The organism is Pseudomonas sp. SWRI99 (assembly GCF_014270125.1).
GTDB lineage: Bacteria > Pseudomonadota > Gammaproteobacteria > Pseudomonadales > Pseudomonadaceae > Aquipseudomonas > Aquipseudomonas hamedanensis.
In genome coordinates, this window is the sequence record NZ_JABWQR010000054.1 from 1 (window position 1) to 16,078 (window position 16,078).

11 protein-coding genes are annotated in these 16,078 nt (G+C 60.7%); 9 read left to right on the forward strand and 2 right to left on the reverse strand.

Translation table 11 applies throughout. From position 1 onward, the window contains the following. Nucleotides 1–413 precede the first annotated feature (413 nt). The 8 genes from HU743_RS26620 (at nucleotide 414) to HU743_RS26650 (ending at nucleotide 14,056) form a co-directional block, all read left to right on the forward strand. Nucleotides 414–4,367 (forward strand): SpvB/TcaC N-terminal domain-containing protein, encoded by a 3,954-nt coding sequence (locus HU743_RS26620; RefSeq protein ID WP_346656538.1) that lies wholly within the window; start codon nucleotides 414–416, stop codon nucleotides 4,365–4,367. After that, complete coding sequence (locus HU743_RS27470; RefSeq protein WP_346656539.1) at nucleotides 4,342–4,893, forward strand: hypothetical protein; 552 nt, start codon at nucleotides 4,342–4,344, stop codon at nucleotides 4,891–4,893. Before HU743_RS26620 ends, HU743_RS27470 begins: the two co-directional genes overlap by 26 nt. Then, entirely contained in the window at nucleotides 4,890–7,652 is a 2,763-nt protein-coding gene (locus tag HU743_RS26625) for an RHS repeat-associated core domain-containing protein (RefSeq protein WP_186652309.1), read from the forward strand. The genes HU743_RS27470 and HU743_RS26625 overlap by 4 nt, the downstream gene beginning before the upstream one ends. A gap of 185 nt (nucleotides 7,653–7,837) precedes the next feature. Next, nucleotides 7,838–9,598, forward strand: a complete 1,761-nt coding sequence (locus HU743_RS26630) for an ATP-binding protein (RefSeq protein ID WP_186621578.1) — start codon at nucleotides 7,838–7,840, stop codon at nucleotides 9,596–9,598. Continuing rightward, nucleotides 9,598–10,929, forward strand: coding sequence for a sigma-54 dependent transcriptional regulator (locus HU743_RS26635; protein ID WP_186652310.1), 1,332 nt, complete (start codon nucleotides 9,598–9,600; stop codon nucleotides 10,927–10,929). The genes HU743_RS26630 and HU743_RS26635 overlap by 1 nt, the downstream gene beginning before the upstream one ends. A gap of 302 nt (nucleotides 10,930–11,231) precedes the next feature. Further along, the gene (locus HU743_RS26640) at nucleotides 11,232–12,551 is read left to right on the forward strand and encodes an MFS transporter (RefSeq protein ID WP_186550127.1); all 1,320 of its coding nucleotides are present in this window, start codon (nucleotides 11,232–11,234) and stop codon (nucleotides 12,549–12,551) included. Nucleotides 12,552–12,924: 373 nt separating this feature from the next. Further along, on the forward strand, nucleotides 12,925–13,158 hold the full coding sequence (locus HU743_RS26645; RefSeq protein ID WP_186652311.1) for a hypothetical protein: 234 nt from the start codon (nucleotides 12,925–12,927) through the stop codon (nucleotides 13,156–13,158). Between the two features lie 268 nt (nucleotides 13,159–13,426). Next, entirely contained in the window at nucleotides 13,427–14,056 is a 630-nt protein-coding gene (locus HU743_RS26650; protein WP_186652312.1) for a flavin reductase family protein, read from the forward strand. Here HU743_RS26650 and HU743_RS26655 read toward each other — a convergent pair whose 3' ends face one another. Next, a complete protein-coding gene (locus HU743_RS26655; RefSeq protein ID WP_186652313.1) occupies nucleotides 14,057–14,299 on the reverse strand; it encodes a hypothetical protein in 243 nt (80 codons plus the stop codon). Between the two features lie 43 nt (nucleotides 14,300–14,342). After that, nucleotides 14,343–14,696 carry an antibiotic biosynthesis monooxygenase family protein gene (locus tag HU743_RS26660; RefSeq protein ID WP_186550120.1) on the reverse strand — a complete coding sequence of 118 codons (354 nt, stop codon included), beginning with the start codon at nucleotides 14,694–14,696 and terminating at the stop codon, nucleotides 14,343–14,345. Nucleotides 14,697–15,093: 397 nt separating this feature from the next. On the opposite strand from HU743_RS26660, the gene HU743_RS26665 reads away from it, so the two are divergent. Beyond that, nucleotides 15,094–16,023, forward strand: a complete 930-nt coding sequence (locus tag HU743_RS26665) for an AraC family transcriptional regulator (RefSeq protein ID WP_186652314.1) — start codon at nucleotides 15,094–15,096, stop codon at nucleotides 16,021–16,023. Nucleotides 16,024–16,078: the final 55 nt, after the last annotated feature.

The following is a 16,078-nucleotide window of genomic DNA, read 5'->3' on the forward strand; positions in this document are numbered from 1 at the left end:
GCGAATGCAGGGTGTCATTAAACGAATTCGTTGCCTGACGCCCCCTCTTCGTGAGCAAGCCCACTCCCACAGTTTTTAGCTTGTGTACTCAGAATCGCGCCAACTCGAAAATCCCATTGTGGGAGCGAGCTTGCTCGCGAATGCAGGGTGTCATTAAACGAATTCGTTGCCTGACGCCCCCTCTTCGTGAGCAAGCCCACTCCCACAGTTTTTGGCGGCGCACTCAAATCGCGCAAACACGCAAATCCAGTTGTGGGAGTTTGCCCGCTCCCACACGGTTGGTTTCGCGATAAAAAATCCCGGCAAGCACACAAATCGATCTTGCGCACCTGTCAGATCTGACAGGTCACGTCCCACCTTTTTTTTGTTAGCGTCAACTCACCTACGCCACCGAACCTGCAACGGACGCAATCATGGCCGAACCCGAGCTGAGTATCGTCACCCCGTCCATCGCCAAGAGCTCATCGATCGCCACCGTTGGCAAAAGCTGGGGCGCCGTGGGGCCGACGGGAGCGGCGGCGTTTGAGCTGCCAATCCCCTTGACCAGCGGCTGGGGCCTGGCGCCGACATTGTCCCTGTCTTACAGCAGCCAGACCGGAAACGGGCCGTTCGGTGTCGGTTGGGGCTTGGGGCTCAGTCAGATCAGCCGACGCACCAATAAGGGCGTGCCGCGCTATACCGAACACGATGAAATCATCGGTCACGACGGCGAAGTGTGGATGCCCGAACTGGAAGCCGATGGTTCGCTGAAGTGGCGCGTTGAATCGACCTATAACGGTGAATACATCGGCCCGCACCGCGTGGTGCGTTACTGGCCACGCGTCGAGAGTGACTTTGCCTTGCGCGAGCTCTGGCAACGGCAAAGCCGCGAGGCCGCTCTACCGACGTTCTGGCTGATCCATGGCGCGGATGGCTCGCTGCACGTCTACGGCAAAACCGCAGCGTCCCGGCGCGAGGATCCGGATGATCCGCAACGCATTGCCAGTTGGCTGCTGTGCGAGAGCATGAACGCTCATGGCCAACACATCTGCTTCCTTTACAAGGCCGATGACGAGGAGCCCGATCCGATCCATGACTACCGCGCCCAGCGTTATCTGGAGCGGGTGTGCTATGGCAACTTCACAGCCAGCGCGCAACTGTTCGCCTGGACCGTGGCCGACCCGGGCGATCTGGCCTGGCAGTTTCAATTGATCTTCGACTACGGCGAGCGTACGACTTCGCTCACCGAAACCCCGCCGTTCGATGCAGACATATCAGGGTCGTGGTCGCTTCGCCCGGATCCTTTTTCGACTTACGGTCAAGGCTTTGAAATCGGCACGCGGCGGCTTTGCCGACAAGTGCTGATGTTTCATCAAAACCCGGCCAACCTGGGGGAGAAACCGCTGCTGGCCCGACGCCTGCTGTTGGAATACCACACCCCGCAAAATGTCGCTCAGTGGGCTTATAGCCAGATCAGCGCCGCGCATTACCAGGCCTTTGATGCCAATGGCAAAGTCGAACATACGCCGCCGGTGGAGTTCGATTATTCAACATTCGAGATCAACAAAACCCCACAGCGCCTGCTGGACGCCGACCACCAGCCGGGCGTGGAAGACGGCGGGTTTTACCAGTGTGTCGATCTTTACGGGGAGGGTATACCGGGATTTCTCTGCCGCTACGATCAGGCCTGGTATTACCGCGAACCGATGCGCTCAGAGCCTGACACCGACCACATCGGCTACGGACCCTGGGCCCTGCTGGACAAGATTCCCGTCGTGGATCGTGGCCGGGCCAGTGCGCAACTGATCGACATGACCGGCAGCGGTCGTCTCGATCTGCTCATTTCGCAGCCCGGATCGAGCGGCTTCCATGCCCTGACGCCAGAGCGTGAGTTCGAGCGGTTTGTCTTGTTCAACAAATTCCCGCTGGAGTATTCACACGCCTTGTTGACCCAAGGTGACTTCGGCGGCGATGGCTTGATTTCACTGGCACTGATCGGCACGCACGCTGTGCGCCTTTATCGCAACGAGCGCGAGCAAGGCTTCGCGGCAGCGCAAGAGGTGCCCCATCAGCGCGACCGCCTGCCATTGCTCAGCAACTCGCGCTCTGAACTGGTGGTGCTCGGCAACTTGCTCGGCAGCGACATGCCCGAACTGTGCCGCATTCGCCACGATGAAATTCGCTGCTGGGCCAACCTCGGCCACGGCAGGTTCGGCGAAGGTCAAAAAATCAGCGCACTGCCCTTCGCCTATGAACAGTTCGATTCCTCGCGGGTGCGCCTGGCCGACCTCGATGGTTCCGGGGCACCGGCGCTGATTTATCTGAAATCCGATGTCTTCGAGATCTACCTGAACCGCGGTGGCAATGGACTGGAGCAGATTCCGGTCAGCGTGCCCTGGCCCGAAGGCGTGCGCTATGACTCACTTTGCCAGGTGAGCTTCGCCGACCTTCAGGGGTTGGGCTGCGCCAGCCTGATTCTGACGGTGACGCATGTTCATCCGCAGCACTGGCGTTACGATTTCGTCGCGGCCAAGCCGTATCTGTTGACCACCAGCAATAACAACATGGGATGCAGTGCCAGCGTGGTCTATCGCAGTTCGGCGCAGGAGTGGCTCGATGAAAAACACAACTTGCTCAAGCTCGGTCGCCCACCGGCCTCATACCTGCCGTTCCCGGTGGCCGTGGTCAAAAAACAGCAACAACTGGATGAAATCACCGGTAACTGCCTGACGCAGTTGTTTACCTGGCGTGAAGGCGTTTACGACAGTCGGGAACGTGAGTTCCGCGGCTTCGGCCAGTTACAGCAAGTCGACAGCGAAAGCGCCACGGGCGACGACGATATCGGCTTCAGCCAGCCGGTGCGGGTGTGTACCTGGTTTCATACCGGCCAAGTGATGGATCGCCCCCGTGACGACTACTTCAATGACGACAAGGACGCCATTGCGCTGGGCCCTACGCTGTTCAGCCTTACGCCGCCGCACGAAAACGATTTCGATGACCCTCTCCCCCCGCACGACGCCGATACGCAATACCAGATTGCGCGGGCGCTGGTCGGTTCGGTCATTCGCATCGAAACCTATGCCGACAACGAAGTGGCCGAGCCGGGAGTCGCCACTCTGTTTAGCGTTGAAGAGCGGCGCTATCTGGTACGCGAGGTCCGGCCACAGGGCCAGTATGCTGCCGCGGTGTTGCTGCCGTTGTTGGTGGAAAGCATCAACTATCAGTACGACCGGGTGATCAACGACCCACTGTGCCGTCACGAGACCAACATGCGCTGGAACGCGTTCGGCTCGCTGATCCACGCCCTGACCGTGAGCTATGCCCGGCGCCTGACGAAGGACCGCCCGCCGCCATTTACCGATCCAGACGAACAGCAATGGTGGCGCGACGCTCATGACCCGGCGCAGCAATCGTTTTATCTGAGCGAAATGCTTGCCCAATTTATTGACCTGATCGATCCGCAGCAGTGGCGGCTGGGCTTACCTTACCTGCAACGCGGTAACGCCCTGGTCTTGCCCAAGGGCACACTGCCGACCGGTCTCAGTGCCGGGCAGGTGTCGTATGAGCAGTTGAAGCTCCATCAGCATTCGCCGCACTGGCGTACCGAGCGCGTTCTGACGACTCAGTCCGTGCAGCGCTATTTAAAAAAGGACGACACACCATTGAGCGATGGCGTTGCCGAGTTCGAAGCGCTGCGCGGACCGCTGGAACTGGCGCAACTGGACAACGTCGCGCTGGCGGCGTACGGCGACCTGCCTGCGCCGTTTGACATCCATGACGAATTGATCAAAATCGGTTATACGCCGATGGCGTTTCTGTTTGAACCCGCCGCCCCGCCCGGTGCCGATCCAGCGCTGTATTCGGCGCATTTCGGCTTCGCCGAATACGCTGGCCTCGACGGCTTTTACAAGGTCCTGCGCTACCGCGAAACCCTCAGCCACGGTTTCACCTGCGCCACATACGACGCCCACGGGCTGGCCCTCGTCCGTGTCAAGTTGCCCGATTGCTGCACGACACACATCGCCCATGACTACCACCTCCTGCAACCGTCGAGCATCATTGACTTCAACGACAACATCCAGGAGGTCATCTGTGCCCCTTCGGGACAGCCTCTGGCGACGAGTTTCCATGGCACTGCAAACGGCATTGCCGCAGGATTCAGACCGCTGGATGAATATGTTCCCCCGCAAGATCACCGACCCGACCCGGCCATTGCCGATCCGGTAGCGGCCGTGCAATACGCCGCGAGCGCCCTGCGCCGCGATTTGTTCAGCTGGATGGGACAGATTGCCGCCCCTGCCGATACGCTCGCACAATGGGCCGTTGACGGCTATCTGCTGCCCAGCGGACATATTCGCGCCAGTGCGCGCCACCCTGGCGCCGGCTGAACAACAATTACTGGCGGCAATCGAAGCGGCTCATCGCGAGCCCGTGCATAGCGTGGTGCTCAGTGCCGACCGCGATTACTACGACGAGACGCCCGCACAGATCCAGATCATCAAGGCGTGCGTGGATGGCTTTGGCCGGGCGTTGCAGACCCAGCAATTGGTCGATCCGGGCCTGGCATACAAGGTCGTGGATGGCTGGCTGGTCATTGAGGATGGCAAGTATGTCGAGGTGTATGCCGATCCGCGCTGGCGTGTCAGTGAGCGGGTCGAATACAACAACAAGGGTTTGCCGATTCGCCAGTTCCGGCCGTTTTTCGCCGATGTGCACGGCTACGTCAATGACCGGTCCATGCGTGAACTCGGTTATTTCGATCAGCTGTTCTATGACGCCCTGGGCCGGCTGATCAAAGTGATCAACGCCAAGAGCGACTATGCCCTCGATCACCACCATCCCTGGTACAACACCCACCTCGACTTTAACGACACCGCCTCGCCACCTGATAGAGCGAAGGCGCAAGCATCATGAACACCCGCGAGCATTGGCACACGCCAACACTTTCGGTGAGCGACGGCCGTGGCCTGCCCGTGCGCCAGATTGGCTATCTGCGCACGGCCAGCGAGATCGAATCACGGGTCAACCGTCAGCAACACGATCTGGCTGGACGACTCGTATCGCAGTGGGATCCGCGCCTGCCCGAGCCCTGCCTGACTACGGTTTATGGCCTGGATGGCGCCGTACTAAAATCCACCAGCGTCGACGCCGGTTGGCGTCTGAACCTGCCGGGGCTGGCGGGCGAGCCGCTGCGGCGCTGGGATGCCCGTGGCAATCAGTGGCGCACGACCTTCGACGAACAGTTGCGCGTGGTCGCGGTCGAGGAGAACGGTGAAGCCGGCGTCGAGGTGTTTGCCTACGCCGATGCCCAGGCCGACGCCGGGCACAACCTGCGCGGCCAGTTGCTCGAGCAGCAAGACCGCTCCGGTACCCTGCGCACCGACAGCTTCGCCCTGACCGGTCAGCCATTGCGCGAAACCCGCACCTTTGGCGATGGCGAGGCGTTCACCAGCCGTCGTGTGTTCAGCCCACTGGGCGCCGTGCTGGAACAGACCGATGCCGGCCAGCACCGCCAGCAGTCGCGTTACGGGCTGGCCGGGCAACTCAGGCAGGTGCAGTTGCTGATCAACGGAGAGTCAGACAGGCAATCCGTGCTGCTCGATGCCCACTACAACGCCGCCGACCAGATCATCGAGCAACAGGCCGGCAACGGCGTGCTCAGCCACTGGACGTACGATCCAGCCGATGGTCGCTTGCACACGCAATACAGCCGCAAAGAGGCCGGGGCAGTGCTGCAGAACCTTGAATATTTTTACGACCGCGTCGGCAACATCACCCGCATCGAAGACCACGCTTTCCAGCCGAGCTGGTTTGCCAACCAGCGGGTCGATGGCCATCGCAACTTTGTCTATGACTCGCTGTACCGCCTGATCCATGCCAGCGGTTACGACGATGGCCCGCTCTCGGACATCCCCGGCCTGCCACTACCGACTGACCCCAACAACCGCCTCAATTACACCCAGACCTACGCCTACGACGCGGGCGGCAACCTGGAAAAACTGGTGCACGTGCGGGACGGCGCCAGTCACACCGTACAGATGTGCATTGACGCGTACAGCAACCGCGCCGTGCGCTGCAAACCCGACGATCCGCCGCCGGACTTCGCCAGCCTGTTCGATCGCCACGGCAATCAGCTAGCGCTGCAACCGGGGCACCCTATCCAGTGGAACGTCCGTGACGAAGTACAAGTCATCACGCTGGTCGATCGCGGCGGTCGCGACGACGCCGAGCACTATGGATACAGCCAGGGCGTGCGGGTGTTCAAACGCCACGAAACCTTCACCGCCAGCACTGAACATTTCCATCAGGTGCGCTACCTGCCGGGCCTGGAAATTCGCAGCAAGGACAACGGCGAAGAACTGCACGTCATCAGCGTGGGCAGTGCACGCTGCCTGCATTGGGCGAAGAATCCGCCAAGGGAAATCGCCAACGACCAGCTGCGCTTCAGCCTTGAGGATCATCTGGGCTCCTGTGCGATGGAGCTGGATCAGAACGCCCGGATCATCAGCCACGAAGGCTACTACCCGTTCGGCGCTACCGCGTGGCTGACGGCCGAGTCGGCCATTGAAGTCAGTTACAGGTTCGTCCGTTATTCGGGCAAGGAGACAGACGTCAGCGGGCTGATTCACTACGGCGCACGCTATTACGCGCCCTGGTTGCAGCGCTGGATCAGTCCAGATTCGGCGGGGGACGTGGACGGGCTGAATCTGTATGGGTTTGTGGGCAACAATCCCATGCGCTTTACCGACCCCGATGGCAATTCGCGGGCCGAGTTCGTGATCATGCTGTATTCGCAGTTCGCTTCAGCCGTTCACGACAACTCCGAACTGCTCCTGGGGCAACTGCACGACATCATCCATCAGAAAAACATCGCGGCCAATCTGGCGCTGAATCTGTTGGGGGAAACTTTAAGCGGTATAGCCGCCTACGAAGGCGGGGGGCTGGGAACAAGTCAGCTCAATGACATAGTCCGCTTACGGCCAGAAGTGCAGGCTTTTGTGAGCCCGGGAGGATTGATCGGGGGCAACATCGGTGGTGACCTTGCCGGTGCAATGGCGGATCCGGTGGTGAAGAATATTGGCCCGCGTTTCGGCCCATTAATTCCACAGACCTCACAGATGTCTGTCAGCGCGATTGATAAAAGTCTGGGAGTCGAAGACCCCGTCAAGGAAATCACCTCCTGGCGAGACTTCAAGGACGAGGTAATGCACCCAGCGCTCAACGCAGTACTCAATCCGGTTTTTCTTATGAACAGAGTCGTGGCCTCAGTCATCGGGATCATTCCCGGCGCGCTCAATATGGGCGCTCGCGTTCAGGAAGCCGAAGACATCAAAAACCGCCTCGACCCGGCGAAAATCCAGAAAATCGAAAAAATGCTCGATGACTGGAAAGCCGCCGTCGAGCAACGTTCCACCTGGGCCGAGAACGCCTTCGATGCGCTGGGCAATGATGTCGTCGCTCCAGCCAGCGTGCTGCCCAACGTCAATGGCACCACCTCCAGCGAAACCCTGGCTCCCGTCAGCCGTTCGGCACTGCGCCAGAAAAGCCAGGCAATACTGGCGAACATTGCCAGGGCACAGGCCGGGCTGGGCGCGTACAAAGAGATGGGAACCACTGACAATCAGTTTTTGCTCAAGCAAAGACACGCAGCCGCCAGGAAAAAGGCCGCCTGAACATGACCAAAGATCAGGGGCGATGAGTCAGTCAGGGCACTGGCACACGCCAACACTTGCGGTGAGCGACGGCCGTGGCCTGTCCGTGCGCCCGATTACCTGCCAAGCCGGTTTTTGCGGGTGACGACAACCCTGCCGAGCGACATGCTATCGTGCCCGCCCGACCTGCCATCCGTTTGCCCAGCATGCTGCCGACTTCCCGTTTCCTGCGTCTGTCGTTGTATACCCTGCTGATCATTGCCGGTGCCGCGCTCGCCGCGACATTGGCCATCCGCCACGCCGAACGTCAGGCGCTGGAAGAGGATGCCGCGCGCGCCAACCAGCAACTGGCGCTCTATGCCAACTCGCTGCACACCCTGATCGACCGCTATCGCGCCCTGCCCGCCGTGCTGGCGCTCGACCCGCAATTACGCGCGGCGCTGGCTGGCACGGTCGACGCCGAGGAGCAGGCGGCGTTGAACCTCAAGCTGGAAAAGATCAACGGCGCGGCGCAGTCCTCGACGCTTGAGCTGCTCGATCACACCGGTCTGGCCGTGGCCGCGAGCAACTGGCGCCTGCCCAGCAGTTACGTCGGTCACAACTACGGCTTTCGGCCTTATTTCAGGCAGACCCGCACCCAGGGCAGCGGGCGGTTTTATGCCGTCGGCGTGACCAGTGGCATTCCCGGGTATTTTCTGTCCAGCGCCGTGCTCGGCGACAACGATGCGTTTCTCGGGGCGATGGTGGTCAAGCTGGAATTCCCCGAGCTGGAGCGTGAGTGGAGCCAGGGCAGCGACACCCTGCTGGTCAGCGATGCCCGCGGCATCATCTTCATCGCCAACCAGCCGGGCTGGCGCTATCGCGCGTTACGCCCGCTGGACGCCGATGACCTGGCCGAGATCAAGGCGACCCGTCAGTACGACAAACAATCGTTGGTGCCGTTGACGCATCTGTCGCTGCGCCGCTTCGATGACAACAGCGATCTGCGTCGGGTCGAAGGGCCACAGGGTACCGCGGATTATCTGTGGGAATCACTGCCGCTGGCGGCGGAAGGCTGGACCTTGCACCTGCTGCGGCGCCCGCAAGTGGCCTTCGAAGACCAGCGCAATGCCGGGCTCGCCGCCGCCGGGGTGTGGCTGGCGCTGGTGTTTCTGTTGCTGTTTCTCAGCCAGCGCTGGCGCCTGGCAAAAATCCGTCAGCGCAACCGCGAAGAACTGGAGCGCCTGGTAGAAGAACGCACCCGCGACCTGCGCACCGCGCAGGAGGGTCTGGTGCAGTCGGCCAAACTTGCCGCATTGGGGCAGATGTCGGCGGCACTGGCCCATGAAATCAATCAACCGCTGACCGCTCAGCGCATGCAATTGGCAACCTTGCGCCTGCTACTTGAACATGGCCGCGTCGATGACGCGTACAAGGCGCTCAAACCGGTGGACGATATGCTCACGCGCATGGCCGCGCTCACCGGCCACCTCAAGACCTTCGCCCGCAAAAGCCCGAGCGGCTTGCGCGAACGGCTGGATCTGGCGACAGTGGTCGATCAGTCGCTACAGTTGCTCGATGCGCGGCTGCGTGATGAGCAGGTCAGTCTGGTCCTGCACCTGGCGCGCCCGGCGTGGATGCGCGGTGATGCGATTCGTCTCGAACAAGTGCTGATCAATCTGCTGCGCAATGCGCTGGATGCGATGCAGGGCAAAGTCTGCAAACGTCTGGAAATTCGTCTGGAAGCCGACGAGCAATTGTGGCGCCTCAGCGTTATGGATAATGGCGGCGGCATTGCCGACGAGCATCTGAATCAGGTGTTCGACCCGTTCTTCACGACCAAACCGGTGGGCGACGGTCTGGGCCTGGGGCTGGCGGTATCCTTTGCCATCGTGCATGAATCCGGCGGCCGCCTGAGCGTCGAAAATGGCGACGGCGGCGCGGTGTTCACGCTGACCTTGCCGATCGATCTGGAGGGGCCTGTCTGATGCTCAATTCGGTAATGGTGGTCGACGACGAAAGCAGCATTCGCAGCGCTGTCGAACAGTGGCTGAGCCTGTCGGGGTTCGCGGTGCAACTGTTCAGCCGCGCCGAGGAATGCCTCGCCGCCCTGCCCGCGCACTTTCCCGGCGTCATCCTCAGCGATGTGCGCATGCCTGGCATGGGCGGTCTGGAATTGCTCGCCCAGGTGCAGCGACGCGATGCCGACCTGCCGCTGATCCTGCTCACCGGCCACGGCGATGTGCCAATGGCGGTCGCTGCCATGCGTGACGGTGCCTACGATTTTCTGGAAAAACCGTTCAGCCCGGAGACCTTGCTCGGCAGCTTGCGTCGGGCGTTGGAGAAACGCCGACTGGTCCTGGAAAACCGCGCCCTGCATGAACAGGCCGACAACCGCGCCCGACTCGATGCGACATTGCTCGGTGTGTCCCGGGGTTTGCAGACTTTGCGCCGGCAAGTGCTGGATCTGGCGGCGCTGCCTGTCAACGTGCTGATCCGTGGCGAAACCGGCAGCGGCAAGGAGCTGGTTGCCCGTTGCCTGCATGATTTCGGTCCGCGTGCCGAAAAACCCTTCGTGGCCCTGAACTGCGCGGCGATCCCGGAACAACTGTTTGAAGCCGAGTTGTTCGGGCACGAAAGCGGCGCGTTTACCGGTGCTTCCGGCAAGCGCATCGGCAAGCTCGAATACGCTGATGGCGGCACTTTGTTTCTCGATGAGATCGAAAGCATGCCGCTGGCCCAACAGGTGAAACTGCTGCGCGTCCTCCAGGAACAGAAGCTTGAGCGACTGGGGTCGAACCAGAGTATCCGCGTCGACCTGCGCATCGTCGCGGCAACCAAGCCCGACCTGCTCGACGAAGCGCGAGCCGGACGCTTTCGCGAAGACCTGGCGTATCGCCTGAATGTCGCCGAGCTGCGCTTGCCGCCGCTGCGTGAGCGGCGTGAAGACATTCCTCTATTGTTCGAAAACTTCGCCCAGAGCGCCGCTCAACGTCTGGGGCGGACATTCCCGCCGCTGACCGGAGCGCAACTGAGTCATCTGCTCAGCCATGACTGGCCAGGCAACGTGCGCGAACTGGCGAACGTTGCCGAGCGTCAGGTGTTGGGCCTGGACGAGCCGGCGCCGGGAATCGATCCGGGGCAATCGCTGGCGGCGCAGCAGGAGGCGTTTGAAGCGCAGTGCCTGCGCTCGGCGCTCACTCGGCATAAAGGTGATGTAAAAGCGGTACTTGAAGAGCTGCAACTGCCGCGCCGGACCTTCAATGAAAAGATGCAGCGGCATGGGTTGAGTCGGGAGATGTTTGTTCCTGAAAGTTGAGCTTGGCGGTGACTGGACAGGCCCTTTCGCGAGCAAGCTCGCTCCCACAGGGGATTTGTACCGGTCACAGATCCAATGTGGGAGCGAGCTTGCTCGCGAAGAGGGAAGCCGGCTCAGCACAATGCTCAGCCCGATGAGCAATTTCCCGCTCACCCTGAGCTCTCAGTAAGCGGATTTCCGCTCACTTGATCCGGCCGCCCCCTCTAAACCGGCCCTCTGCCCGTTGGCACAGCTCCTGCTATAGCTCAGGCAGGCTGCGTTTCGACGCGCTCCACAAAAACAATTAAATGAAGGATCCTTCAATGGATAACTCCAACGCCCTGCCCCTTGGGTCGGCTGCCGCGCCGGCGAAACCAAGAACCACCGCCAGCCGGATCAAATCGATCTTCAGCGGCTCTGTCGGCAACATGGTCGAGTGGTATGACTGGTACGTGTATGCCGCCTTCTCCCTGTACTTCGCCAAGACCTTTTTCCCCGCCGGTTCCACCACCGCGCAACTGATGAACACCGCTGCGATCTTCGCCGTGGGCTTCTTGATGCGCCCGATCGGTGGCTGGCTGATGGGCATGTACGCTGACAAGGTCGGACGCAAGAAAGCGCTGATGGCTTCGGTGTACCTGATGTGCTTCGGCTCGCTGCTGATCGCACTGAGCCCGAACTACGAAACCATCGGCATCGGCGCGCCGATCCTGCTGGTGTTCGCGCGCCTGCTGCAAGGCCTGTCGGTCGGTGGCGAATACGGCACCTCGGCTACCTACTTGTCCGAGATGGCGACCAAGGAACGTCGCGGTTTCTTCTCCAGCTTCCAGTACGTGACGCTGATCTCCGGCCAGCTCATCGCGCTGGGCGTGTTGATCGTGCTGCAAAACACACTGACCACCGAACAGCTGTACGCATGGGGCTGGCGCATTCCGTTCGCCATCGGCGCGCTGTGTGCAGTGGTGGCGCTGTACCTGCGTCGCGGCATGGAAGAGACCGAGTCGTTCACCAAGAAAGAGAAGTCCAAAGAAAGCGCCATGCGCACCTTGATGCGTCACCCCAAGGAACTGTTGACCGTGGTCGGCCTGACCATGGGTGGCACCCTGGCGTTCTACACCTACACCACTTACATGCAGAAATACCTGGTGAACACCGTCGGCATGAGCATTTCCGACTCGACCACCATTTCGGCGGCCACGCTGTTCCTGTTCATGTGCCTGCAACCGATCATCGGCGGCCTGTCGGACAAGATCGGTCGTCGTCCGATCCTGATCGCTTTCGGTGTGCTCGGTACGATCTTCACCGTGCCGATCCTGATGACCCTGCACACCATCCAGACCTGGTGGGGCGCATTCTTCCTGATCATGGCGGCGCTGATCATCGTCAGCGGCTATACCTCGATCAACGCGGTGGTCAAAGCCGAGCTGTTCCCGACCGAAATCCGCGCGCTGGGCGTCGGCCTGCCGTACGCATTGACCGTGTCGATCTTCGGCGGTACCGCCGAGTACATCGCGCTGTGGTTCAAGAGCATCGGCATGGAAACCGGTTACTACTGGTACGTCACCGCGTGCATTGCCGTGTCGCTGCTGGTGTACATCACCATGAAAGACACCCAGAAACACTCGCGCATCGTGACTGACTGACCGCATTACACAGCCACTGCAACGGTGGCTGTTCGGACACCTTCGCGAGCAGGCTCGCTCCCACACTGGATCAATGATTGACGCAAATCCTGTGGGAGCGGGCTTGCTCGCGAATGGGTCCACCGCAATCTCCCGCCTCAACGCCCGCCAAGAAGCAATTAATCGCTGATTAATCTTGCTCGCGCATCCTGCCGTCCTCTAATCGATGAACCGCGCAACGCTCGCTGCCGCGCCGTAAGCGAACCCAACGCATCGCTCTTAATATCAATTTAATCGATTGTTTTTAGCATTATCTTGCACTTTTTAATCAATTTAGTTGGCGTAGCATTAATCCCATGAAACACACGTCGCCAACGAATCCGGAGTAACCGCCATGAAAACCAAACTGATCCTCGCCTTGACCTTGTCCGTACTGGCCGCCAACACCTTCGCCGCCGACGGTTCGGACCGCACCCAATCAGCCGACTTCATTTCCGGCGCCAGCGCTGCCATCGACACCGGCCGCTCTGCCCATTACGCGGCTGACGGCTTCGACAAGACCGGCACTGCCAATGCGATTGCTGCCGACGGTTTCGAAAAAACCGGTACTGCCGCTGCCATCAGCTAATGCTGTGCTGGATGCCAAAGCCCGGCCTCGGCCGGGCTTAGTCGTTCCCGGGTTTGCAGAGTTCGCGGTTAGCGCAAAACCTGTGGGAGCGAGCTTGCTCGCGAAAGCCGCAGGTCAGTCGCCATCAATCTCGAATGTGACGGCCCTTTCGCGAAGCTCGCTCCACAAGGGTCATGCCGTGGAAAGGAATATTTGTGATCGACTGGAAATCGGTTCTGCGGGCCAGCACTATTGGCCTCTGCCCTATGCCTTTGAGGAACACCCGCCCATGCCCGATGACATCCATTTCTACGAACCCGCCCACGGCCACGGTCTGCCCCACGACCCGTTCAACGCCATCGTCGGCCCGCGCCCGATCGGCTGGATTTCCTCGCAGGATGCCAACGGCCAGCTCAATCTGGCGCCGTACAGTTTCTTCAATGCCTTCAACTACGTCCCGCCGATCATTGGTTTTTCCAGCGTCGGGCGCAAAGACAGCCTGAACAACATCGAGCAGACCGGTGAATTCGCCTGGAACCTCGCCACCCGCCCGTTGGCCGAGCAGATGAACCAGAGCTGCGCGATGGTTGCGCCAGAGGTCAACGAGTTTGAACTGGCGGGGCTGACGACAGCGGCGTCAAAGGTGATTTCAGTGCCACGGGTTGCCGAAAGCCCGGTGTCCTTCGAGTGCAAGGTCACGCAGATCATTCAGTTGCAACGCGCCGATGGCCAAACCGTGCCGAGCTGGCTGGTCCTCGGCGAAGTGGTCGCCGTGCACATTGCCAGATGGCTGCTCAAGGACGGCATCTACGACACCGCCGCGGCAGAACCGATTCTGCGCGGCGGCGGGCCGGCGGATTATTTCCAGTTGGGGCCTGAAGCGCTGTTCAAGATGTGGCGCCCGGGGGCGCAGAAGTGATTACCAGATCAACTCGGCGTCATCAGTGACGCCCTTGAGTTTATCCAGCTCGGCGGTCGCTGCGGCATCGGCGGCGATGGCGCCGGGAAACACCTGCTCATCCAGCAATTTGTGGAAGCGCGGTGCGCCGCCATCGACCAGGGCCTTGACCGCGATTGCCGCGTAATACCCCTTGTTGCCGCCCAGTTCGACGGGAACGACGGCGGAGACTGCTTCGAAGCGTTCAAACTCTTTACGTGCCATGTCGCGGATCCTGGCTCAATCAATCAAGCCGGACATTAAACCCTCAACCGGCCAGTTTGTGTATCGCTGACGGGCACTGACCGAGCGCTTGCGCTGCCGAGACGTCCTTGAAGGTGTGGAAATCGAGGCTATTGACCACCAGGTCCTGGACCAGCTCGGCGAAGACTTCCATCGACGGACTGTTGAAATACGCGGTCATCGTCTGTTGACTGCTCCAGTAGCCACTGACCAGCCACAGGTCGGCGTCGCACTGCGACTGCTGCAACGAGAAACTCAGGCAACCGGGCGCGGCGCGCGAGACTTCGATCAACGCGCTCAGGCGCACGCCGAGTTCTGCCGAGCGCCCGGCCTGGGCACGAACGAAGGCCATATGACTGACAGGCATCTGCTTGGACATGATCAACCCTCCATGAAATCGCGTGGCAGCCGGGGGACGGGCTGCGACTGGAGCAAAGGTTAAGGGCCGGGGCATCTGCGCCGTTAGTCGATTCCTGCCGTCGCGTTGCACAATCCTGCGAGACTGCGCAGACGACCTGTAACAACCTGTAAACCCGTATCACACGTCTGTCATACGCGTTTTGTGTAGGAGCTGCCGAAGGCTGCGATCTTTTGATTTTTGTCTTGAAGATCAACGGATCGCAGCCTTCGGCAGCGCCTACAGGTTCGTATGGCGGCGGACGCAGGTACCGCTCCGGGCAGAATCAGGCAAGCATTTGGCAGAATGTGTCTACCGCCGCTGCTTGCACAAACATATGCTCTGCTGCATTCCACCTCCCCTGCCGAGGATGCCGTGCATGACGTCATTCGATCATTTTCAAGCCCAACCCACCGTTGACATGGAAAAGCAGCGCGCGGAGCTGGCGGCGATCATTCGCCGCAACACCCGCGAAGATGGCAGCTATGAAACCGCCATCGGTTCGCTGTACATGTCGCGCCACACCCGGTCCCACGACTTCGCCCCGGTGCTCGCGCAGCCGGCGCTGTGCATCATGGCCCAGGGGCGCAAAGAGGTGCGACTGGCCGATGAATACTTCAATTACGACCCGTTGAACTATCTGGTGGTGTCGGTCTCGATGCCGTTGAGCGGGCGCGTGGTCAACGTGTCGCCAGAAGCACCGATCCTCGCCGTGCGTCTGGATATCGACCCGGCGGAAATCACCGCCCTGATCGCCGACGCCGGACCGATGGGCGTGCCGACCCGACCGACCGGGCGTGGTCTGTACGTCGAACAGATCGACAGTTCGATGCTTGACGCCGTGCTGCGCCTGGCACGGCTGCTCGATGCACCGAAAGACATCGCCATGCTCGCGCCGCTGATTCGCCGGGAAATTCTCTATCGCCTGCTGCGCAGTCCCCAGGGTCATCGCTTGTATGAGATCGCGATTGCCAACAGTCAGAGCCACCGCATCAGCCAGGCGATCAAATGGCTCAACAGCAACTTCGAGCAGCCGCTGCGCATCGATGATCTGGCCAAAACCGTGAACCTCAGCGTCTCGACGTTGCATCACCGCTTCAAGGCGATGACGGCCATGAGCCCGCTGCAATATCAGAAGCAGCTGCGTCTGCAAGAGGCGCGGCGGTTGATGCTGACCGAAGGCCTGGAAGCCTCGGCGGCGGGGTACCGGGTCGGCTATGAAAGTCCATCGCAGTTCAGCCGCGAGTACAGCCGCTTGTTTGGTGCGCCGCCATTAAGAGATCTGGCGCGGTTGCGGCTTTCTGTCTGATGCCAATTGTGCAGCGTGGCTGATGACGTCATCGCGAGCAGGCTCACTCCTACAG